Genomic DNA, 23333 nt, shown 5'->3' on the forward strand with positions numbered 1-23333 from the left:
GACATTGCTTGAAAAGCATTATTTACATTAATTGAACTATCCTTGCTATCGCACGCCGCCTTTCATTCCGGGGCGCCAACCTGTCTGTGATCAAGGACTACTTTAAATTGTTTTAATTGATTTGATAATAATTGATATTTTAAATTCTGAACAGGAAGTTTTTGGTCAATGCTAAGGGCGGCTGCTACACCTGCCGCCTGGCCCAGCAGCATGAATGTCCATTCAATGCGGACCGCACCGTAGGCAATGTGGCTGGACGAAATGCAGGTCGGTGTGATCAGATTTATGCATTCAGCCTTTTTGGGAACCATTGAGCGGTACGATACCGGCAGCGGCCGCCAGTAATCTCCTCCGAAAACAAACCCCTCGTTATAGGCCGCTCCATCGCGCACAATGCGGCGCACACTGTGCACGTCCGTGGGCCAGTAGGCAATGCAAACGGGGTCTTCAACCGGCGTCGGATTTTTGCGTTTTACGTGGTGTTGGGTAACCACATAGTCAGAAACCATGCGACGTGCATCACGCACGTAGAACATACGCGGGAAATGGTTGTTATCGGGGAATTCGTCTTTGGCATAACCCCATCTGGCCCATTCCTGCTGCAACTGCGGCGCGAGCGTTGCCACTTCCGGGTCGGTGGAAAGAAAGTAGAAAAGTCCCTTTGTGAACGTCGCGTGGTAGTCAAGGATGTCTTTTCGTTTGGTATAACTGCCCAGCGGATAAGCTTTGTTCATGCCGTACAAATTGTGCGAGAGATCGTGCCAGGCGCCGAGGTCGGTTTTTTCGTTGGGCAGATTTGCATGGGGCGTGTACAGTTTGCCGCCGGCTTTGAGATAGCGAATATAAATCTCGTATTCACTACGTTGGTAGCCTTCCGGCTTGTAAAAAGGCAGACGGTTGTTTTGATTTTTGGTCAGACAAACCCGAAAACAAAATGCCTGCAAATGATCATCGCCTTCGCCCGGCTTGCCCAGCGGCTCGTCCTGAATGGTCGGGATCAGGCCGCTTTTCGCGTCACCGGGAATGCGGTAAGGATCTACCCTTACACTGAATTGTGCATGCGTCGTTTCGCCGCGTATACCATTCAGCGTCTCTCCGTAAGTGCTGTTCGACTCCCGGCCGACAACTGTGCTGATGCCCGCTGCCGCCAGCAGATCGCCCTCTATGGTTGCATCTATAAAAACAGCCGCCGAAAAAGTCCGGCCGTCGACCGACCTTATTTGGGTAATCTTAGCGTTGATTTTTTTTACAGCGTCCGCAGATTCCGCCAGTGCTGTATTTTTAAAAACGGGGACTTTGTGCTCGGCCAGCCAGTCGGCGATCACCTTTTCGGCTACTTTCGATTCCATTCTCCAAAGGCCGGGATCTTTGCGTTTTTCCGAAAGCATTTTTTCAAAAGCTTCCCTGCGTCCGTACACATCGGCCACGCGCCTGTAAAATTCCAGCGCAATGCCGCTCACCGCCGGACTGTTCCGGAATTCCTTGTGGTTATCAATATCCGCCCCGCCCAAACCTTCCACCACATTCCCGCCGATGTGAGCCGAAGGTTCAAGCAGCGCGACCGTTTTACCCAGTCGCGCGACCTGAATGGCCGATGCATATCCTGCTGCCGTGCCACCATAAATGACCACGTCGAACTTTTCTTGTCCATAACCTGCCCATGCCACAGCCAGCAGCAGGAGCGTTCCGATCCATTTTTGCATTACCTATTTTTTACGGGTTTCCTTGTCGTTCCACACCTGGGCGTCGATGCTGATGATCACGCCTTTTTCTTTGAGCCGCGCCTGCAATGCCTTCACGTCGATCGCCTGTACGGTTTTTTGTTGTTTCGCAGCCATCGCCGCGGCAATGCCCGCACTGTTTCCAAGCTGCATCCAGGTCGATTCTACCCGTGCCGAACAAAAGGCTACATGCGAGACCGACAGACAAACCGGCACGAGAAGGTTGGTGCATTCAGAAGCTTTCGGCGTGAGTGTCCGATATGAAAATTCGTAAGGTGCCGCCGTCGTATGCCAGATGCGGCCCTCGTTCACAAAATGGGTTTTGGAAACCGCCACGCGCTGTACATGGTGGCTGTCGATCCAGTGTGAGCCCAGGGCGATCGCGTCTGGTTTCGCGCGTGTTTCGAGAATGTCCTTCTGGGTCTGGATCAATGCTCCTTTCATCCTGCGCGCCTCACGGACGTAGAGATAGTAGGGGAAATGCCCGTTATCCTTGAATTCGTCCGCGGTGAGTCCGTACTGGTTCACCTCATCGTGCAGGGCTTTGGGCACCGAAGGGTCATTGGCCAGAAAATATAGAAAACCTAATGTCCAGTTTTTGTGATCTTCATAAATAGCCTTTTGTGCGGCATAATCCGCATCGGGATAATCGACATTGCCCCCGAAATGCCCCAGCGAGATCACCGATTTTTGTTTGTTGTTGGTTTCAAATTTTCCCGTCGGGTAATTCCATTTGTACAGGTCGATCAGGTCGCGGAATTTGGTTTCAGGTTTGTTTTTCAAAAGGCGTTTCAACAAAACAAAACGGTCCGGATTGTATTGCTCCGGCTTGGGAAAGGGGACACGATTATCCAGCGTCGACATCACTACGCGGAAATTGTAATTCATCACACGTTTGTCGGCCTGGCCTTCGGTCAATGTGCTGCGCTCGACAAAACCGGGCAGCAATTTTCCGGAATCATCGTAAGGCGACGCTTCAATGGGCTCGTCCATAAACCTGACGCCCGCGTAAGATTCGCCATATTGCTGTTTGCTTTCGCGGCCCCAGGTGTACGAAACCCCCGAGCGGGACATTAAATCACCTTCGTAAGTACAATCGAGGAAAACTTTTGCAGTAAAATCTTTACCGTCTGTGAGTTTGATCGACTGGATCGCATTTCCTTTTTTATTGACTTTTTGAACAAAACCTCCATACAAAACCTTCACGCCCGCCTCCGAAAGCAGGTCATTGAAAGTCTTCTCGGCTACGTGTGACTCGAAGTAAAACTCGACCTTGTCCTTTCCATAAAACTTCGACATTCTCTGGTAAAATTCCAGGGGCAGCCCTGAAATGGTTTCCTCGATCATATGCTCCGATTCGGCGGTGCCTATCCCGCTCGTATTGAGCCCGCCCACATGGTTCGTCTGCTCGATCAGCAGCACTTTCGCTCCTTCTCGCCCGGCCGCCGCAGCAGCAATTACGCCCCCCGGCGTGCCTCCGTACACGATCACGTCGTATTTCTCCTGGGCCATGCCCGTCCATGATAGCAATGCAAAAACAAGTATCAGTAAATGTTTCATAAGGTTAAATTTGAGCCGGCGGGAAAACGAATGCCCGCCAGCCGTGAAGAATCAGTAACCAGGATTTTGTTCCAATGCGGGATTTACGTCGATTTCCTGTACGGGAATCGGGTAGAGCAAGTGCCGCTCTTCCGCTGTCACGCCTATTTTCTGCATCTGCGGAATGTAACGACCAGTTCGCAGCAAGTCCCAGCGGCGGTGACCTTCGAAACACAGTTCCCAGCTGCGTTCCTGGTACACGCTTTCGCGGAATTGAGCCTGGGTGAGGTTTTTAAGGTCGGGCAAAACAGTGGCCGCGCCGCCATTTCTGGCGCGGGCTCTTATCTGGTTGATAGCCGCGTAGGCTTCCGCCGTTGCGGTACCTGCTTCGTTCAATGCTTCCGCGTACATCAGCAGCACATCGGCGTAGCGCATTACGATAAAGTTGTTTCTCGCGCGGCCGGCTCCGCAGGCCAGCGGGTCCCAGTATTTGTCCATATGCGGGCCTGTGCGCGACTTGACAACCGTCCCGTTGGCGATCGTTTTCTCTTCGATCACCGTCACCGTTTTGCGGTAATCGCCTGGTTGATAGGATGCCACGTGTGCAGGTATCACCTGGTAACTGCCGCCCGTCAGGTTGATCGGGTAGCTGAAATAGATCGCAAAGCTCTCCGCCATGCCGCTTCCGTATGTCGGCAGCACACAGCTGTACTGCACCGAAAAAATGTGCTCGGGACCGTTTTCTTTTTCAGGAAGAAATACGTCGCGGTAATCTGGGACCAGACTGTATGTCGCCGCGTCGATCACCTCTTTCGCTTTGGCCGCCGCATTCGCCCAATCCTTGCGGGTCAGGTATACTTTCGCCAGCACGCTTTTCGCAGCACCGACGGTCGCACGTCCGGTTTCCGTCGCCAGCGTGTATTTCGCAGGCAATACTTTTTCGGCATCGAGCAGGTCGGCTACGATTTGCTGATAAACCTTTTCCACCGGGTCGCGGGGCATTTCCACATTCACCACATCATTGCTTACCACCGTCACCAGCGGAATGTCGCCGAATGCCTGCACCAGATTAAAATACGCCAGTGCACGCAGGAACTTGGCTTCGCCCACGATCTGGTCGCGCAGCTTGGTATCCATGGCAATGCCGGGCACATTGGCGATCACGCGGTTTGCCCGGTCGATGAGCGTGTAGCTGTTGGTATAAAAAGTGTCGAAAAGGCGCGTGCCGCTGTTAAAAAGGTTTTTATGGATTTCATTTCCGCCTCCATTGTCCTCGCGCACTTCGCATTCGTCGCTGTTCAGGTCGGCCAGATCGATCATCGTCATGCCGTAAATGCCTTTCAGCCGGTCGTAGACCGCATTCAACGCGGAGGTCGCATCGGCGGGGGAATTAAATGAATTGGATTCTTCCAGAAAGCTCAGAGGCTCTTCTTTCAGATTGTCTTCGCAGGATACCGACAGCATGAGCATCACGGTCAGTATCAGGTAGTTTTTTATTTTCATGATATCAAAATTTCGGGTTTAGAATGACAGCGAAGCGCCTACTGTGTAAACACGCGCCGCCGGGTAAGCATAGCTGTCGAGACCATATTGCACATTGCTGCTGAAATTGGAATTGACCTCCGGATCAAAACCCCTGTATTTGGTCAGGGTCACCAGGTTTTGGCCGCTCACATAAGCGCGCACCCTTTTGATCCAGCCCGGTTTGAAAGGGATCACGTAGCCGAGTGAAATATTTTTAAGCCGCACGAAAGAGCCGTCTTCGATGTAAAATGAATCGGTGCCTGTGCTCCGCCACTGCCGGATCGAGGGCAATGTGTTGGAAGGCCGGTCGGCACGCCAGGCGCCTTCGATCACCGTCCGCAGGAGGTTGTCGCTCGGGTCCGACTGCTCCATGGATTTGCGCGTTTCGTTCAGGATTTTGTTCCCCTGCACGCCCTGGATAAAAATGGACAGATCGAAGCCCTTGAATGTAAAATTGTTGGTCATACCGAAAATGAATTTAGGAAGGCCATTGCCGAGGATCTGTCGGTCGCTGGCTTCATTAAAAACCCCGTCACCATTGACATCTTTGTAACGGATCGCACCCGGCAGATCACCGGCCCGGGCCAGGTTTCCCGCCGCTTTGATCTCCTCTGCATTTTGCCAGATCCCGTCGAAAACATTTCCGTAAAAAGACCCTACCGATTCGCCCACTTTGACGATGGAGTTACCTGTGAAAATCTGGTCTGCATTATTGAGCTTTAACACCCTGTTGCGGTTCAGTGAAAGGTTGGCGTTGGTTCTCCATTTGAAGTTGCCGTCGAGGTTTACCGTGTTAATCCCCACTTCAAACCCTTTGTTGACCAGACTACCAATGTTTCTGGTAACCTCCGCAAATCCCGTGGTGGCCGGAAGCTGCACCTGAAGAAGCAGGTCGCTCGTGGTTTTGATATAATAATCGGCGGTGAGTAAAATGCGGTTATTAAGTATTCCCAGGTCAAAACCAACATCAAACTGGGCCGTTTTTTCCCAGCGCAAATCAGGGTTGGCAATGCGGGAAGCCTGATTGATCAGCACTTCTTGATCGCCGAACACGCCGCGAGAAGTGGTGTATTGCGACAAAGAGTTATACAAACCAATCCCATCGTTTCCCGTCACGCCGTAACTCACGCGGAATTTCAGGTCGCTCACCGCTTTCACGCTTTTCATAAAAGCCTCGTCGGAAACACGCCAGGCAAATGCACCGGAGGGGAAAAAGCCGTATTTGTTGTTGGTCCCAAAGCGCGAGGAACCGTCGATCCGGCCGGTGAGTGTAAACAGGTATTTATCCGAAAACCGGTAATTCACGCGTCCCAGATACGAATTCAGGCCCCATTCCCTGAGATCGCTGCGGGGCGGCAGTGGCTTGTTGCCCATTCCGATATTATTCGCACCGAGCGAATAGCTGGGAAAATCCTGCGCCTCGGCATAGGCCCGCTCTTCGCGGTTGCTCTGGAATGTCACCCCGGCCACCACGTCGAATGCATGTGCCCCGCGTGAGCGCGAGTAGGTCAGCACGTTTTCGTTGAGCAGGTTCAGGTTGTTGGACGAGCCATTACTGCCGTAGCCATTCTGCGTGTTGCCGATCAATGTTTGCGGGGTGTAAAAAATGTTGCGCCGCGTGTTAAGGATGTCTGCACCCAGACTTACGCGGGCAGTCAAACCTTCCGCCAGGGTGATATCCGTGAAAACGCTACCCAATATACGATCGGTCAAAAGGGTGTTGGTGGAAGTCCGCGCGACGGCTACAGGGTTGGCTACCGAACTGAATCCCGAGCCGGGACCGACGTTCAGCAACTGGTAGTTTCCATTCGCATCGAAGATGGGGCTGGCCGGTGAGGCACGCAGCGCAAGCCCGACGAGACTAAGCGACCCGGTTTCATTAACACTGTTATTATTACTGCGACTGATCGTAAAGTTCGTCCCCATCTTCACACGCTTGCTAACCCTCGCATCCAGGTTGACGCGCGTCGTGTAACGCTTGAAACCGGAAGTGATCACGATCCCGTTCTGGCTGAAATAGTTGCCGCTAACCAGATAGCGGATCTTCTCCGTGCCGCCCGACACTGATAGCTGGTAACTTTGCATGGGCGCGCTGCGGAAAATCTCCTTTTGCCAGTTGGTGCCTGCGCCATAATCCGCTGGTTTCTTCGGGTAAGCCCCCTTCGGATCGCCGTAGCGTTCGGCGAAATTCAGGTTGCGCAATTGCTCGTTTTTCGAGGCAGTATGCTCGGCGGCAGTGGCCATATCCAGCATCTGGGTCACCTGCTGCACGCCGTAAAATGCGTCGAAATCGACCGTTGCCTGGCCTTCCTTGCCACGTTTTGTTGTAACGAGCACCACGCCATTCGCACCTCTGGAACCGTAGATGGCCGTGGCCGACGCGTCTTTCAGGATTTCGATAGACTCGATGTCGTTGGGGTTAATGGCCGCGAGCGGGTTAGGGTAGGAGGTCGAGTTGCCTGCGCCGCTGGCTGGGTCCGGGTTGGTCATCGGAAATCCGTCGATCACATAAAGCGGATCGTTGCTGGCCGAAATAGAGTTTCCGCCGCGCACACGGATCGTAATGCCGCCCCCGGGCGCATTGGACGAATTGGTCACCTGCACACCGGGCACCCGGCCTTGTAACGCCTGGTTGAAAGAGCTGACGGGCTGTTCTTTCAGCTCCGTGGAACCGATGGAGGCCACCGACCCGGTCAGGTCGCGTTTTTTGACCACACCATAACCCACCACCACTACCTCGCTCAGCAGCTTATCGTCTTGTTTTAAAATCACATCAACGCTCGTCTGCGTGCCGACCACGATTTCCTGGGAGATATAACCGACAAAGGAAAAAACGAGGGTTGCGCCTGCATCCGGAATGTCAAAGCTGTATCTGCCGTTTTCGTCTGTGATCGCGCCGGTTTGCGTGCCTTTGACGAGCACATTCACGCCCGGCAGTCCCACACCCGACTGATCGGAAACGGTTCCCGATACTTTCAGGGCTGATTTTTCCTCCGCTTTTTCCTTCACCGGGACTTGTTCGGGCACATCCGGCAGGTTTCGTCTCAGGATGATCTGCCGGCCTACGATCTCGTATTGCAGGTTATAGGGCTTCAAGAGTTTGTCCAGGACAACCGAAAGCTTTTCATTGGAAAATTGCAGGGAAACTTTACGGGAAGCCTGGATCAGGTTCGGGCTATAAGAAAATTTGACATCCGCGCTTTTTTCAATTGATTGAAGTACGGAAAAGATCTGCTGGTTGACGACGCTGACAGATACTTTGCGGTTAAGCAATTCCTGCGCACGCACGTCGGCCGCTAAGGAGATATTGGCAATGATGGCTGCTATACAGCATTGTAGAAATGTCCATCGCATGGTTTTGACTACCCACAGAGGGATAGCGTCAATTATTTTCATAATTTTGATTGTTTTGGTTTGACCAACATTGAAGCAAAACACCCCACATCGGGTCTCAAGCGATGTTCATGGCAACATGATCGGGGATTTTCAGGGCCGGTGATGTTTCAGCATCACCGGTTTTTTCTTTTCTGGCACACGGTACTTTTAATGCATAGGTAAGGGTTTAGGGTTCATGAAAAAGGGTTAGTTACAACCGTTTCCGGTGACGACGATCCGGCCGTCTTCCGATTTATAAGTGGCCTCGATGGTCTTGCAAATCACGTCCAGTTTCTCGTAAAGCGACTCGGCAGTAAGGTCGGCGGTGAGCTCGCAGCGGGCAAACAATGCAGCGTCGTAAGTGATCTGAACGCTGTAATCGGTTTTGAGCTTTTCAAAAACTTCGTCTACCGGCGTTCTGACAAAGACGAAGTCCTTGTGCGTCGCATTGGCTTTCACCAGCACCGGCTCCTTCACGAGCGACCGCACCAGCTCGGCTTCTTTTCTTGACAAAACTGCCTGCTGGTTGGGAAGCAGCAATAAGTCCCGCACTTTACCTTCGGTGCTGCCCGCAGCCGGTTTGGCATCCTCAGCAATAGATACTGCCACTTTTCCCGAGGTAACATTGATCGTAATGTCCTGATCCTGTTCGTAAGCTTTAATGTTAAAACTGGTACCCAGCACTTTCGTAACCAGCTCATTGGAATACACAAAAAACGGGCGTTCAGGATTTTTGGCTACATCAAAAAATGCCTCTCCGCTCAGGAAAACCTCACGTTTATCACCTGCATTAAATTCCTCCGGAAAGGAAATCCGGCTTGCAGGTGCCAGGCGCACCTTGCTGCCGTCGGCAAAGACAATGGACATGGGCGTACCGCCATTATTGACCTTTTCGACCAGCCGTCTTCCTGAGTCGATTACATTGGACTGATAGGAATAGCTTTTGTCGGACTGCTTGCCGTAAAACCAGAAGCCCAGCAGCAAAACGATTGACGCGGCGGCCGACCAGTAGGGCCAGGTGGGGAAAAACCTCCGGACCGGACGTTCGTCTTCCTGGTTCAATTGCGTTTTGATATTACGGAAAACCTGCTTTTGCTGCTCTTCCGGGACGAAACCGCTGCTGACGTGTTCGTCCAATGCCAGCAAAAACTTCCGGGCCTGTGCGACTTCTGTGGATTTCTGAGGGTGCTGGTCGAGGAATTTTTGCCAGAATGCATTTGATTCTGCCGAGGGCGACTGCACCCATTTTCGAAATGCAGTGTCCTCGAGAAAGTCCTTTACCAAGTAATGTTCGTAGTTCATAAAAGGGGTTCGTGTGGTTCCTTTTATGTACAGAGAGTAGCGGGGTTGGTTTTAACCTTGTAAAAGCAATATTCTTTGAAAAAAAATTACTGATTAAGTAAAAGCCCGACAATCAACAGAATGGCAACCCTTTTCAAAATGGCCAGTGCTTTCTGCACCAGATTCCGGGCGGTCTGCTCCTTGATGTTAAGCACCTGGGCAACTTCTGCGTATTCGAGGTTATGATAGTAACGGAGCAGCAGGGCTTCGTGTTGGCGGGGTGGAAGCAGGTCCAGCCAGCGGCGGATCTGTTCGGTTTGTTCAAAAGTTTCTTCGTCGCCCGCGTAAATCGTCTCGGGCGACATCTGGACAGGCAGCAGGTTTTCATCAAGATCCTCCCAATCCTCACCCCTCGTTTCGTTTTTCAGACTTCTTACGATTTCCCGGCGGACGGATCTGAACAGGTAAAACCTGACCGACTCCGCCTGGCCCAGCGTGCGACGACTCCGCCAGATGTTGATAAACAAATCCTGTATCGCATCGCTGACTATTTCTTCCGCTGCAAGCTTCTTCCCATAACTGAAAAGGATCTGAAAATACCGGTTATACAACGACTCGAAAGCAGACTCATCGCCTGCCCTCATAGCGGCCCAAAGTGCCTGATCGTCGGTATGTTCGGTAAACGGTTTCAAGATGCGCTTTCTCCGCAAATAAAAACAAAAAACCTTGAAAAAATTAAAATTGCCGATCAGGTAGATCAAATAGAAGGAATTAGCTCGCTCTCCGAAGAGCGGGAAGGATGCGGTCGGAAGTGGGTTTTAAAACACATAGTAGTGCCAATAATTTGTCATTTCTATCTTTGGAAGCCAGAAATTAAGCGTAAGTGGGATACTGTCGTGCAATGATAAAAGTTTAATTTATTATGCAGAGCTAGGGTGTTTTGTAGCGGAACTTGTCTTTACTATTGAAAGCATCAATCAATCAGGACATTGAATCAGAAAAAAACTGAGCTAACAACCGCTTCGGGCAGCATACCAATTGAAGCTTCGGTGACGATCGGTGAGATTCATGCAGCGGATTGCACGCAGGACAAGGAGTACTTTATCCGGCAAGCTTTTCACATCAACGCGCTTACCGGCTATGAACTGCTTTTCAGGCAATACTACGGTTCACTATGCAGCCACGCGGCGAGGTACGTATATACGAGGGAGGTTGCCGAGGATCTGGTTTCAGAGGTATTTTATACTTTTTGGAAAAATCAGGCTTATCAGCAGATCAATACATCTTTTCGGGCTTACCTGTTTGCTTCCGTCCGGTACAAGGCCCTTAACTATCTGAAATGGGAGTTTTTTAAGGAGGATAATTTCGAATTGCAGGAGGATGATGAAATGGGCGGAACACCCGAACCGGATCAGGTACTTGAATACGATGAACTCTGCATGTACATAGAAAAGATCGCCGCCTCACTGCCTCCCCAATGTCGCAAGGTATTTCTGCTCAACCGGTTTGAAGGAAAGTCTTACTCTGAAATTGCGAAAACAATGGGTGTATCCGTGAAAGCGATAGAGGGACACATGAGCAAGGCGCTGGCCGTGTTCCGCAAGGCGCTGACTGCTTACAGAATGCCGGGGAAGTAGGGTTGGAGCAGGTAGAATTAGCCAATTAACAAGAGAATCAACACAAAATTGAAATGGAATTTATAATTACAAAAGAGATCATGTTCAACTATTTTTCGGGACATGCTTCGGCGCTGCAAAAGAAAATGATTGCGGAGAGCCTGGCAGATCCAAAAAATCTCGAAATCTATTATGCATATCTCGAAGAATGGGAAAAATGCCAGCCGCAGTTTTTGCCGGATCTCCCAGCCGCATTCTCTAAAAATCTCAAACGTATACACAGCACCGAACGGCAGCCACGCCGGCTTCGCAAGGATGCGGCAATCCGTCCGCTTCACGCTTTAACCAGCCTGGTTGCTGTTAAAGTAGCAGCCTGCCTATTCGTGCTCGGATTGACCGGGTACTTTTTTCGCGATCATATCCTTTATGAAAACTATGAGACAGCGTACGGTGAATTGCGCTCATTTACACTTTCTGACAGCAGCAGCGTGGTACTCAATTCCAACAGTACCCTGCGCGTGCCCCGGTTCACCTTCGCCGTATGGTCCAGGGAAGTTCGTCTAGCCGGAGAAGCGGAGTTTCATGTGAGAAGGCGGGATGATAAGCTTCGTTTTGTAGTCCATACCCCTGGCAATAATACGGTTACTGTATTGGGGACCGAGTTTTCAGTATACAGCAGGAATAATAAAACTGACGTAACATTAAACAAAGGAAAAGTAGAGCTGGCCTCTGTAAACTCGCTCGAACCTACCGTCATGAAACCCGGTGAAAAAGGAAGTTTTGCGCCGGACGGAAGCATTTATATCCAGGCACTTTCTCCCGGGGAGCTTTCCAGTCAGACAGCCTGGAAGGAACAGCGTTTTGCATTCAACCACACTACACTTACAGAAATTGCAGTACAGATCCGAGACGTTTTCGGAACAGACATCCGGATTGACGACCCTTCGCTGGCAAGCAGGCAGCTGACAGGAACTTTCAAAGCTCAGACGGCCGATGACCTTCTGGAAGTTCTTAAAGAAATGCTTGGTATTGAAGTAATTAAAGTAAAAAAGCAAGTGCACCTTATTCCTAAACCCACAAACACCAATTAAACCCATGTCCATTACTAAACCTTTCTTGCTACATGAGACAAAAATTTAGGTTTATCAGCATTTGGTCCGCGGCTGTATTTCTTTTCATTTCCATTGAGATCCCAGCGCAGATCCTGGCATTGTCTCCACAGCACAAAGTGAGCCAGGAAAGATCCGAAACACAAGTAAAACAGGTACGGGAGGTAATTCTGCAATTGAAGGAACTCTATAAAGCAGATATTCTTTTTGAAGAAAAACTCCTGGAAGGACTCGAAGCGAAGGGAATGACGGTGAAGCCCAAAAGTACGCTTGAAGAAAACCTGAGGCAGTTGCTTGCACCAGTCGGTCTCAGACACAGAAAAGTAAGGGGGAATTCATTTGTGATACTGCCCGCAAGCACAAAAGCAGCAGGTACGCCGGAAATAACACCCAGTCAAAAAAAAGGGCCCGATCACAGCAATCTGAAAACGCTGGTCAGTGATGGGCCACGCGTGTTAGCGCCGCAACAGGCTGAAATCGTGGTGAAAGGAAGAGTGACGGATTCAGAAAAGAACGAAGCATTACCCGGCGTGAGTGTCCTGCTCAAAGGATCCACAGCCGGCGTGATTACGGATGAAAAAGGTGAATTTGAGATTAAGGTGGCAGATACTTCCGCAGTCCTAGTTTTCAGCTTTATCGGATTTACCTCGCAGGAAACGTCGGTAGGTACGAAAAGTTTTGTGTCAATGGTATTGAAACCGGCGCTCAACTCGCTGGAAGAGCTGGTGGTAGTAGGTTATGGAACGCAGAAAAAAGTAAATCTCACCGGCTCTGTGGCTACGATGGATGCGAAGCAGCTGTCTGTCGTACCGTCGGGGAACGTGGGTAACCTGCTTGCCGGAAACCTGCCGGGGCTCATATCCGTACAGCGTAGCGGCGAACCCGGGAAAGATGATCCTACTTTGTCGATCCGCGGTTTCGGGAATGCGCTTGTGGTGGTTGATGGTATCGTAGGCAGGGATTTCTTCCGGCTTGATCCGAATGAGATCGAGAGTATCACCATATTGAAAGATGCGGCATCTGCGTCGGTATACGGCGTCAGCGGAGGTAACGGTGTAATCCTTGTAACAACCAAAAAAGGCGTTTCGGGCAAACCTGAGCTGAGTTATTCGATGAATTACTCGGTGCAGCATGTGACCAAATATCCAAGGCTGGTTAACTCCGAAGAATTTGCAACATTGAAAAATGAGGCAGCCGTAAACATCGGAGGCACACCGGTTTACAGCCAGGCCGATGTGCAGAAATTCCGCGACGGCAGCGACCCGATGAATTTTCCAAACTATAACTATTACGATTTATATGTAAGAGATTATACGCCGGTTGTGCAGCAAAACCTAAGCGTAAGAGGAGGAAGCGATAAGATCAAATATTTCTTTTTGCTGGGCGGGCACAAAGCTACTGCCATGTGGGGCGAGGGAGACCAGACTTACAAAAAATACAATTTCAGGTCGAATGTAGAGGCGCAGATTAATGACAACCTGAAAGTGTCCGTGGATATAGGTGCAAGGAGCGAAACGCGGAACGACCTCGTGCAGGACGCTTACTTAATGGCTTCCTGGCTGCAATACTCCTGGCCAATCGTGAACCCAAAAACGCCAGATGGAAAGATCGCAAATACCAACTACGGGCTTTCCGGATACCTGGAACCGGAACTATCGGGATATGCCAGAAACCGCCGGAATGCATTGCAGGGTAACCTCGCCATTGATTACAAAATCCCTTTTGTTGACGGCTTAAATGCCCGGTTTCTGGCGGCCTACGATTTGCTATATGAAGATTCCAAGCACTGGCAAAAGCAGATCAAGCACCACGTTTGGGACCCGGCCACGGGAAAATCGCGGGTAGTAGGCGGGCGCGACAGTAATTTTCTTGTATTGGGAAAAGGAGAAAATTCGTCAACCCGGATTCAGGCTTCGCTCAACTACAATAAGCTCATCGCAAATCACCATAATGTAGGCGCAATGCTTCTGTATGAGGAAAATGAGATTAAAGGAACGAGCATTTCTGCCAGAAGGGATAATTATGTAGTGCCGATCGACCAGCTCTTCGCGGGCCCGCTACTGGGCCAGACCAATTCGGGAACTGCGATGGATGATGGGAGACAAAGCCTCGTGGGCAGGTTCAGCTACGATTACGATGGCAAATACCTCCTCGAATACAGCTTTCGGTATGACGGATCGCCGCGCTTTCCGGTTGAGAGACGCTGGGGACTCTTCTCAGGAGTTTCGGCAGGATGGAGATTGTCGGAAGAGAAATTCATTTCAGACCGTCTTCCCTTTCTCGGAAACCTGAAACTGCGCGGCTCGTACGGGGAATCCGGGAATGATAATACCGGCGCTTTCCAATATTTGGCAGGTTACAATTATCCTTCCCAAACCTATATTATGGGAGGCAATGAAGTTTCAAGCGGACTGGTTGATGCAGGTGTGCCCAATCCCAACATTACCTGGGAGCGTACGAGCATGTTTAATGCGGGAATTGATTTTGGTCTTAAAAATCACCTGCTGGACGTTGAATTCGATATTTTCAGACGCCAGCGTAAAGGTATGCTGGGCACAAGGGCATTGCAGCTGCCAAGTACATTTGGCGCCGGACTGCCTGCGGAGAACCTGAATGCAGACCAGACTTCGGGTATGGAGCTTGTGGTAAGTCATTCCAACAAGATCAGTCAGGTGAAATTCAATATTTCAGGAAATGTCTCATTCTCGAAATCGAAATGGACGGATTACGAACAGGGCGAATTTCCCTCGCAGGATGCATACTGGCGAAACAGCGTTCAGGGCAGGTGGAAAAACAGGTTCTGGGGTTTGAAAGCGGTTGGGCAGTTTCAGTCGGAAGAGGAAATCCTCAGCTCGCCCGTTCAGGACGCACTTGGGAATTCCACGCTGCTTCCGGGAGATATAAAGTACCAGGATTTCAACAATGACGGGGTGATCAATGATTACGATGGGCAGCCGCTGGGTCGCGGCGAAATTCCGGAGATCATGTACGGGTTGAACCTCAACGCATCCTGGAAGAAATTCTCAGTGACCATGAACTGGCAGGGCGGGGCCAATTTTGTAATGCAAATGCAGCATTTCCTGATCCAGCCTTTTGCCAATGATATGAGCACCTACGCGTACTTTATGGACCGGTGGCACCGCGCGGATATTACCAACCCGGATTCGGAATGGATACCCGGCCGCTATCCGGCGATCCGTAACAATGGTACGAATAACAACAACCGGTTTTCTTCTTTTTGGTTAAAAGATGCCTCTTACATTCGTTTGAAAGCATTGAATATCAACTATACAATCGACCTGCCGCGGTTGGAACGGATCGGCGTGAAATCGTTGACAGCCTTTTTGAGCGGACAAAACCTGATCACTTTTTCAGGTCTGGAATACATGGACCCGGAAACGCCTACCGGCAGAAATTCGGTTTACCCGCTGCAAAAAACGTACAACCTGGGCTTTAATATCACTTTTTAACTGACTACGATGAAGAGCAAAATATTACTTTCATTTATGCTGCTGGCCTTTATGGGTTGCGTTGATGATGTGCTCGACCGCAAGCCGCTGAACCTGGTGTCAGACGCGGATGTGTGGCAGTCAACCCAGCTGGTCGATCTTTACCTGGTCGCGCTGTACGACAACATCCCAACGGGAATGGCACGGGGCGGCGCTGCCTTTGAATTTCACTACACCGACGAAGCTTCCCACCCTTATGCGGGTTCTATATTTGTGTCTGATTACGGCATTCAGGCTCTGGCGCTGAACACGACCATGTACTCATGGATCAGGAAGGCCAATTATTTCCTGGAAATGATCCCGACGAGCGCACTTACAGCTGAGGAAATCGCTACGCGGACTGCGGAGTGCCGGTTTATCCGCGCCTACTACTATTTTGATCTGGTCAAAAAGTACGGTGGTATGCCAATTATTACCGAAGTCCAGGGCTTTGACACTGATATCGAGGCACTCAGAGTTTCCCGCAATACCGAAAAAGAAGTATATGATTACATCCTCGCCGAACTGGATGCGGCGGCTGCCGGGCTGCCCGAAAGCTGGGATGCAACCAATTCCAACAGGGCCACCAAATGGTCGGCACTGGCGCTCAAATCACGTTCCATGCTTTACGCCGCGTCGATCGCTAAGTATGGCGCGGTCCAACTCAATGGGCTGATCGGCATTCCGGCAGACCAGGCACTGCAGTATTACCGGCATTCACTGGATGCTTCCAAAGCGATTGTTGATGGAAAGAAATATTCGCTGTACGCGAAAAGCTACGATCCGGAAACAGGGTCGGGCGACCCGGCGGCTAATTACGAGAGCATTTTTACGGATGAGAACAACGTGGAAGTAATCTTCCAAAAAGCATACAGCGACCCTAACAAAACGCATTTGTATGATACTTACGTGCTGCCGCATAGTTTCAAGCCGGCCTGCTGCGGAAGTGTGGGATCGGTGACGCTGGAAATGGTGGAATCCTACGAGAATATCGACGGTACACCCGGAAAGCTGGACTATGAGAATAAGGTTTTCGAAACGCCGGATGTGCTTTTTAAAAATAAAGACCCCAGGTTCAAAGCAACGGTTTCGAGGTCTGAATCTCCGTTCATTGGCCGAAATATTCAGATCTACCGCGGGATTGTGGCGCCAAACGGAACTGTGTACGATGCGCCGGGAGCTGATTTTCCATTAGACCCGAGCCGCAAGCAGGTCGGGCTGGATGGGCCTGCGCCGCTTGGCGATGTTGGGAAAACAGGATTTTATCTGCGCAAATACATCAATACAAAAGGAGGGATCGTACCCGACGGACGCTCAGCGCAGAATTACGTCGATTTCAGATATGCGGAGATCCTGCTGAACCTGGCAGAAGCCAATTTTGAGGCAAATCTTGACAAAGCCGCTGCATTGAATGCAATCAACCAGATACGGTCCAGGGCAGGTATTGCCAAACTGACCACCGCGCAGTTGACGCTCGAAAAAGTCCGCAACGAGAGAAAGATAGAGCTGGCATTTGAAGACAAAAGGTTCTGGGATATGAGAAGATGGCGCATCGGAACCAGCCTTTTCCGCAATACCCAGATGCACGGATTGTGGCCCTACCTGCAATATAAGGATGGAAATTACAAGTACACATTCAGGAAGCAATCGGGAGCGCCGATCGACAATGGCTACACGCGGCTGTTCCAGGAGCGCGACTATTACAGCGACTTATCCGCCTACATCCGCTCCAATGCCAACATTCGCAATAATCCCGGATGGTAATATCCGGGATGTAATCAAAAACGACAACCTTATGAAACGATCTGTAAGCATTTTCATGGTAGCCGCATTGCTTTCCGGCTGCTCCATTGATAATTACGAAAAACCTTCCCTGCAACTGACGGGGAAGATCATCGATTCGGAAAGCAAAGAACTGGTGGAATCGGGCGGGATCAATGCGGGTACCGTTGTGAAAACCTATGAAGGAAGTTCGGAGCAGCCGCTGTTGCTGAGCACGTTTCCGGACGGAAATTTTGTGAACAGTAAAATGTTCCCGGCGGAGTACCGGCTGGTGGCGGAGGGACCTTTTACACTCGTCAGGGCCGAGCAACCGGTTTCTCTTTCCAAAAACGAAAGTGTGGATATTGAAGTGATTCCGAATATGCGGGTGAAAAGCACGCTGGTAAGTTCGTCGACGAACGCTGCCACGGTGAAGATATCGTATCAGAAAGTGAACGCGCAACAGGAGGCCGCGGCGCTGGGCATTACATGGAGCACTTCTCCAAACCCCAATATGCTGGTCTTCCCGCATGGAAAAACGATTCTGGATGATGTTTCAGCTGATAAAATTCCTGATTCGGGCGAGCGTACCTATCAGCTCACGGGCCTGAGTCCCAAAACAACTTACTATATCAGGGCGGCTGCGCGCACGGTTAACCCCGGTAACTACTACAATTACAGTCCACAGCTTGTGCTGAAAACTGAGTAACAAAGCATTATTATTTTTTTCTTAATAAAACAGATATTTCAATGGACCAGAATATTGACAGAAGGGAATTTATACAAAGCGCGTCGCTCGCAACATTAGGCGCTACGGTCAGTTTTCCAACGTTTTCGATCGGAAAAACAGCGGATGATTCCAAGCCTGCATTGCTGGGTGGCAGTAAAGCACATCCCGGCCCGTTCGCTGCCTGGCCGATCGCCGACAACACCGAGAAATCCGCTATTTTACAAACATTGGACAGCAAAAACTGGGGCAGGCTTGGCGGTAACAGTGTGGTTGATAAGTTTGAACAGGAATACAGCAAGCTATTTGGTGCAAAGCACGCACTCGGTGTTTCAAGCGGAACAAGCGCGCTGCAAACCATGCTGGGCGCATTGGATATCGGCCCCGGCGACGAGGTAATTATCCCGGTATACACATTCATCGCCACTTACAATGTGGTGACACTCAACTACGCATTGCCGATCCTGGTCGATACTGATCCTGAAAGCTTCCAGATCGATCCTTCGAAAATTACACCGGCGATCACGAAGCAAACGAAGCTGATCATGCCGGTGCACATCGGCGGCTCTCCGGCCGACCTGGATACGATTATCCCAATGGCGGAAAAAGCGGGGATACCTGTGATCGAAGATGCATGCCAGGCGCATTTGGCAGAATGGAAGGGTAAAAAAGTGGGCAACCTGGGCCTGGGCGGCGCATTCAGTTTTCAGGCTACCAAAAACCTTAACTCCGGTGAAGGTGGCGCTATTATCACCAACAATGAAAAGTTTGCCCAAACCTGCTACGATTTTCATAACCAGGGACAAGGTGAAAAATCGACGGGTTTCCTGCCGGGGTCGTCCGGTACACGCGGTACAAACCTGCGGCTGACCGAGTTTCAGGGGAATCTGTTGCGTGCGCAAATGTCGCGCGTGGTGGAACAGACTGAAACCCGCTGGAAGAATGCAGCTTACCTTTCCAGCCTTTTGAACGAAATAAAGGGAATAACACCCGCAAAACTATATAAGGGGGTAACCAAGAGCGCATTCCACCTTTATATGTTCAGGTATAATAAAGAAGGTTTTGCCGGTTTAAGCCGCGAAAAGTTCCTGAATGCCCTTGGTGCAGAAGGAGTTCCGTGTGCGGTAGGTTATGGGCAAATGAACAAGAACTCGTATGTGACAGGATTGGCCAGCAACCGGCATTATCTGAAAGTATATGGAGAGAAAACCATGAAAGACTGGCTGGAAAGAAACCAGTGTCCGCAAAACGATTATCTGACCAACAATGAATCGGTCTGGTTTTTCCAGAATATGTTGCTGGGCACCAGAAAGGACATGGAACAGATCGCCTATGCGATTAAAAGAATTCAAAAATACGCGCCGCAGCTGGCCAAAGCATGATAACGAATATGACTAGAATTACAGAAAGTGATTCCCGGTACGATCACCTCGATCAAAAGAGTATTGAGGAAATTACCACGCTGATCAACCAGGAAGATAAAACCGTGGCCGAGGCGATAGAGATCGCTTTGCCCGCAATACAAAACCTGATCGCCGCGATCGTACAGAAGATAGAAAACGGCGGTCGATTGTTTTACGTCGGCGCAGGCAGCGGCGGCCGACTTTCCGTGCTGGACGTTATCGAGCTGCCGACAACTTACGGTATTGAAAAGGGTGTTTTTAATGCAATCCTGGCAGGCGGAATTCCCAAACTTGCGGATGCGCTTGAAGAAAAAGAAGATGATCCCGAAGCAGGGTGGATTGCGCTTCTGGAGGCGGAAGTAAGTGCAAATGACATCGTAGTCGGCATATCGGCCAGCGGCAGTACTCCATTTGTACTCGGCGCATTGCGGCAATGCATGGCTGCGGGGATAACAACCGGCTGCATTGTGAGCAACCCCGATTCGGGAATAGCCAGCTACGCCGATTTTCCGGTGGAAGTAATTACCGGCCCCGAGTTTATTACGGGCAGTACGCGCATGAAATGCGGGACTGCGCAAAAAATGATCTTTGATATGATCAGCACGACCACGATGATCCGGCTGGGGAGGGTGAAGGGAAATAAGATGGTGAACGTGAAGCTGATCAACGACAAAATCGTGGACCGCGCGGTGAAAATGCTGATGCGAATGGGGAATATCTCAGACTATACCGAAGCAAAAGACCTGCTGGTAAGCCGGGGAAGTGTGAGCAATGCAATGGATTTTTTAGAAACAAAGTAGACATGATGCGTAGTCTGACAGGATTGTTTTTGGTGGTATTGCTCGCAGGAAGTGAGTTGGTAAATGCCCAGCAGGTGTACCAGGTAGGTGTTGCCAGTGAAAGTCTGGAACCGGGAGAGGAATCTTTTTCGGTCCCACTTTCAGGCTATGCCGCGCCTTGGGCGGGGCGCTTTGCATTCACCTGGCTTCCCAAAGGGTTGAGGGGCAGCAATTCTGCAATTTCCAGATCAATCCCCAAAGCCGGAAAAGGCTCGGTGCAAACTGCGGTTGTCGACAAGGTAACCTATAAGCTGGACAGCAAAGGCAATATCAGTGGCGGGAAATCCAAACCCAGTATTCCCGCATTGCCGGGAATAACCAGTTTTGTCGTCAAAAGCAATTACATGTACGCCGCTGCCGGAAGTGATACGCTGTACCGGCTGCACCTGGCCAATCCGGAAAGGGGCTGGATGCGCGCGGCTTATTCCAACGGACAGATCCCGCGTGTGGTACCGAAACAGATTTTTGTGTCACAGGGTAAATTGTATGCATTGACTGAATCTGATTCGGTTTTTGAAGCCGCGGTGATCCACGGAAAGGAGCCGGAACAACTGTTTGCGCGGGCGCTTGCATTGAAAAGTGAGCAAAGCCTGGTGCTGCTGATGTGCCTGGACCTATGCGGGTTTGATGGAAGTTTTATCAATGGAATTAAAAAAGATATTGCTAAAAAGCACCGGCTACCCGAGGAAGCGATCCTGATCAATGCGTCGCACACGCACTTTGCACCCGGAACGCAAAAATGGCTGACCTGGGCACCGCATAACCGGTATCCCGACGAAGCTTACATGAACAAAGTCGTGCGCCCAGCCATGCTGAAAGCGGCCGACCGGGCGCTGGCATCCTCGGCGCCTTCATACGTGAAAGTGGGCCGGGGCATAACTGCGATTGGCCGCAACAGGAGTAACGGCGAACTGGCTACACCTTACGATAACGCCGTGGACGTGCTGACTGCCGAGCGGACAGACGGAAGCGAAAAAACGGTGATGGTACTGAGCGGCTGCCACCCGGTGGCCGGTACCACCGGTGTCAAACATTTCACAGTCAGCAGCAACTATCCGGGATTTATGAGAAATGCGCTCGAAGAAGCTGGCAAGATCAAAACGACTGCGCTTTTTATGCAGGGCTGCGCGGGAGATATCAATCCCGTGGACGAGCCGGAGATTACCGGAGCGAAGCTTGCTGCCGATGCCTTGAAGGTAATCGACAGCAATATGAAGCCACTTTCGGGACCCATTTCATTTCATATGGATAGTGTCCTGGCCGAAACTAGGCCGTGGAGCAAAGACAAGCTGGTCGAGTTCCGGGAGGCTAACCGGAGGCTGGGTGCGCAAATGGAGCCGGAGCGAAATGTAGCCTGGGCCGATCTGATGCTCAGTCACCTCGAACAAAACACGATGCCCAAATCAATGCCGGTTTATATCCAGACGATCAACATAGGAGAGTGGAAACTGATCGGGCTTTCGCGGGAAGTGGTGACGGAATATGGTCTGGCCATTAAAAAGCTATGGCCCGACAAGCTGGTTTCGGTGGCCGGTTATTGTAATGATGTATCCAGTTATCTGCCCGTGGAGCGGCATATTAAAACGCGGGTGTATGAAGGCGAAGGGTCTTGTTTCTGGTACGGACTTCCGTCTCTATTTCCATTAGACATTCTGGATCGTGTGGTGAACCGGATCTCTACTAAAAATTATTGAAGTATGCGCCCACTCGTTATCATCGGTTTTCTGTTTTTCGTTTTCGGGTTTGTGACGTGGATGAATTCCGTGCTGGTCCCATACCTGCAGATTGCCTGCGAGCTCAATCATTTTCAGTCGCAGCTGGTGGGGTTTGCTTTCTATATCAGCTATTTCGTGATGGCGGTACCGTCGGGAATGCTTTTGAAAAGAACCGGTTTCAAAAATGGGATGGCGCTGGGATTGGCTGTAATGGCGGTAGGCTCACTGGTTTTCATTCCGGCAGCATTTGTAAGAACATTTGAGCTTTTTCTGATCGGATTGTTTATCCAGGGAACGGGTCTGGCTATTTTACAAACAGCTTCCAATCCTTACGTTACCGTTTTGGGGCCTATGGAAGGTGCGGCGCAGCGGATCAGCCTGATGGGTATCTGCAATGGCGTCGCGGGAATACTCGGGCCGCTCGCATTGGGCTTTGTGCTTCTTGACAATACACAGGAACAAATTGATGCGATCGCATCGCTTTCAGTTGTGGAAAGGGCAAAAGAACTGGATGCACTGGCGCTTAAAGTGATCAACCCTTACATTGTGATCACGATTGTCCTGATTGCGCTGGCTGTTTTTGTACAAAAATCATCCCTGCCTGAACTGGAAGGAGAAGCTGACGATTCAGGGATTTTGGGAAACAAAAAACCTGCCGGGATCTGGTCTCACGCACATTTGCTGCTGGGTGTGGCAACATTGTTTTTTTACACAGGCGTGGAGGTGATCGCGGGCAATACGATTATCGGTTATGCATCTTTTAAAGGCGTGGATATGGCGAGCGCGCGGTTTTTTACCTCATTTACACTCACTTCCATGCTTGCCGGATATTTGATCGGAATTTTCAGTATTCCACGGTTTATCAGTCAGCGCACCGCACTCACAGGCTCTGCGGTATTAGGAGTTGCTTTTGCGCTGGCGGCTATCTTTACGGAAGGCAGCACTTCTGTCTTCTTCATTGCTTTTCTCGGTTTCGCCAATGCGCTCGTTTTTCCGTCGATCTGGCCGCTGGCGCTGGACGGGCTTGGTGCATTACTCAACCTCGGCTCGGCTTTATTGGTAATGGCGATCGCGGGCGGGGCGGTAATCCCGCTAGTATACGGTTACTATGCCGATCAGCACGACCCGCAGTCGGCTTATTGGCTGCTGGTGCCTTGCTATTTGTTTATTCTTTATTACTCCCTGTCGGGTTACAAAGCCGGCAAGCGGGAGGAAACATTTAATGCCTGATTGCT

General features: G+C 50.6%; 15 protein-coding genes. 9 read left to right on the plus strand and 6 right to left on the minus strand.

The window, feature by feature from the left end:
* Positions 1-62 precede the first annotated feature (62 nt).
* The 6 genes from FXO21_RS20055 to FXO21_RS20080 all read right to left on the minus strand — a co-directional run bounded on the left by FXO21_RS20055 (position 63) and on the right by FXO21_RS20080 (position 10132).
* The gene (locus tag FXO21_RS20055) at positions 63-1703 is read right to left on the minus strand and encodes an FAD-dependent oxidoreductase (RefSeq protein ID WP_149641759.1); all 1641 of its coding nucleotides are present in this window, start codon (positions 1701-1703) and stop codon (positions 63-65) included.
* A gap of 3 nt (positions 1704-1706) precedes the next feature.
* Positions 1707-3281, minus strand: coding sequence for an FAD-dependent oxidoreductase (locus FXO21_RS20060; protein WP_149641760.1), 1575 nt, complete (start codon positions 3279-3281; stop codon positions 1707-1709).
* A 51-nt stretch (positions 3282-3332) separates the two neighbouring features.
* A complete protein-coding gene (locus tag FXO21_RS20065; RefSeq protein ID WP_149641761.1) occupies positions 3333-4763 on the minus strand; it encodes a RagB/SusD family nutrient uptake outer membrane protein in 1431 nt (476 codons plus the stop codon).
* Between the two features lie 18 nt (positions 4764-4781).
* Entirely contained in the window at positions 4782-8180 is a 3399-nt protein-coding gene (locus FXO21_RS20070) for a TonB-dependent receptor (RefSeq protein WP_149641762.1), read from the minus strand.
* A 186-nt stretch (positions 8181-8366) separates the two neighbouring features.
* Positions 8367-9461 carry a FecR family protein gene (locus tag FXO21_RS20075; RefSeq protein WP_149641763.1) on the minus strand — a complete coding sequence of 365 codons (1095 nt, stop codon included), beginning with the start codon at positions 9459-9461 and terminating at the stop codon, positions 8367-8369.
* Positions 9462-9547: 86 nt separating this feature from the next.
* A complete protein-coding gene (locus tag FXO21_RS20080) occupies positions 9548-10132 on the minus strand; it encodes an RNA polymerase sigma factor (protein WP_149641764.1) in 585 nt (194 codons plus the stop codon).
* A gap of 297 nt (positions 10133-10429) precedes the next feature.
* On the opposite strand from FXO21_RS20080, the gene FXO21_RS20085 reads away from it, so the two are divergent.
* The 9 genes from FXO21_RS20085 to FXO21_RS20125 are packed head-to-tail and all read left to right on the plus strand — an operon-like array spanning position 10430 to position 23328.
* The gene (locus tag FXO21_RS20085; protein WP_192579273.1) at positions 10430-11077 is read left to right on the plus strand and encodes an RNA polymerase sigma-70 factor; all 648 of its coding nucleotides are present in this window, start codon (positions 10430-10432) and stop codon (positions 11075-11077) included.
* A gap of 53 nt (positions 11078-11130) precedes the next feature.
* A complete protein-coding gene (locus tag FXO21_RS20090) occupies positions 11131-12147 on the plus strand; it encodes a FecR family protein (RefSeq protein WP_149641766.1) in 1017 nt (338 codons plus the stop codon).
* A gap of 32 nt (positions 12148-12179) precedes the next feature.
* Complete coding sequence (locus tag FXO21_RS20095) at positions 12180-15635, plus strand: SusC/RagA family TonB-linked outer membrane protein (protein ID WP_149641767.1); 3456 nt, start codon at positions 12180-12182, stop codon at positions 15633-15635.
* A 9-nt stretch (positions 15636-15644) separates the two neighbouring features.
* Entirely contained in the window at positions 15645-17417 is a 1773-nt protein-coding gene (locus tag FXO21_RS20100; RefSeq protein WP_149641768.1) for a RagB/SusD family nutrient uptake outer membrane protein, read from the plus strand.
* A gap of 31 nt (positions 17418-17448) precedes the next feature.
* Complete coding sequence (locus FXO21_RS20105) at positions 17449-18123, plus strand: DUF3823 domain-containing protein (RefSeq protein WP_192579274.1); 675 nt, start codon at positions 17449-17451, stop codon at positions 18121-18123.
* A 41-nt stretch (positions 18124-18164) separates the two neighbouring features.
* A complete protein-coding gene (locus FXO21_RS20110) occupies positions 18165-19523 on the plus strand; it encodes a DegT/DnrJ/EryC1/StrS family aminotransferase (protein WP_149641770.1) in 1359 nt (452 codons plus the stop codon).
* A gap of 8 nt (positions 19524-19531) precedes the next feature.
* The gene (locus FXO21_RS20115; RefSeq protein WP_149641771.1) at positions 19532-20344 is read left to right on the plus strand and encodes an N-acetylmuramic acid 6-phosphate etherase; all 813 of its coding nucleotides are present in this window, start codon (positions 19532-19534) and stop codon (positions 20342-20344) included.
* A gap of 2 nt (positions 20345-20346) precedes the next feature.
* Positions 20347-22077: a hypothetical protein gene (locus tag FXO21_RS20120; RefSeq protein ID WP_149641772.1), complete on the plus strand. Its 1731-nt coding sequence runs from the start codon at positions 20347-20349 to the stop codon at positions 22075-22077.
* A gap of 3 nt (positions 22078-22080) precedes the next feature.
* Positions 22081-23328 (plus strand): sugar MFS transporter, encoded by a 1248-nt coding sequence (locus FXO21_RS20125; protein WP_149641773.1) that lies wholly within the window; start codon positions 22081-22083, stop codon positions 23326-23328.
* The last annotated feature ends 5 nt before the right edge of the window (positions 23329-23333 follow it).

It is taken from the genome of Dyadobacter sp. UC 10 (assembly GCF_008369915.1).
GTDB lineage: Bacteria > Bacteroidota > Bacteroidia > Cytophagales > Spirosomataceae > Dyadobacter.

Coding starts and splice junctions, on each gene's coding strand:
- FXO21_RS20055 (WP_149641759.1), bottom strand. CDS start 1,703: ATGCAAAAATGGATCGGAACGCTCCTGCTGCTGGCTGTGGCATGGGCA.
- FXO21_RS20060 (WP_149641760.1), bottom strand. CDS start 3,281: ATGAAACATTTACTGATACTTGTTTTTGCATTGCTATCATGGACGGGC.
- FXO21_RS20065 (WP_149641761.1), bottom strand. CDS start 4,763: ATGAAAATAAAAAACTACCTGATACTGACCGTGATGCTCATGCTGTCG.
- FXO21_RS20070 (WP_149641762.1), bottom strand. CDS start 8,180: ATGAAAATAATTGACGCTATCCCTCTGTGGGTAGTCAAAACCATGCGA.
- FXO21_RS20075 (WP_149641763.1), bottom strand. CDS start 9,461: ATGAACTACGAACATTACTTGGTAAAGGACTTTCTCGAGGACACTGCA.
- FXO21_RS20090 (WP_149641766.1), top strand. CDS start 11,131: ATGGAATTTATAATTACAAAAGAGATCATGTTCAACTATTTTTCGGGA.
- FXO21_RS20095 (WP_149641767.1), top strand. CDS start 12,180: ATGAGACAAAAATTTAGGTTTATCAGCATTTGGTCCGCGGCTGTATTT.
- FXO21_RS20100 (WP_149641768.1), top strand. CDS start 15,645: ATGAAGAGCAAAATATTACTTTCATTTATGCTGCTGGCCTTTATGGGT.
- FXO21_RS20105 (WP_192579274.1), top strand. CDS start 17,449: ATGAAACGATCTGTAAGCATTTTCATGGTAGCCGCATTGCTTTCCGGC.
- FXO21_RS20110 (WP_149641770.1), top strand. CDS start 18,165: ATGGACCAGAATATTGACAGAAGGGAATTTATACAAAGCGCGTCGCTC.
- FXO21_RS20115 (WP_149641771.1), top strand. CDS start 19,532: ATGACTAGAATTACAGAAAGTGATTCCCGGTACGATCACCTCGATCAA.
- FXO21_RS20120 (WP_149641772.1), top strand. CDS start 20,347: ATGATGCGTAGTCTGACAGGATTGTTTTTGGTGGTATTGCTCGCAGGA.
- FXO21_RS20125 (WP_149641773.1), top strand. CDS start 22,081: ATGCGCCCACTCGTTATCATCGGTTTTCTGTTTTTCGTTTTCGGGTTT.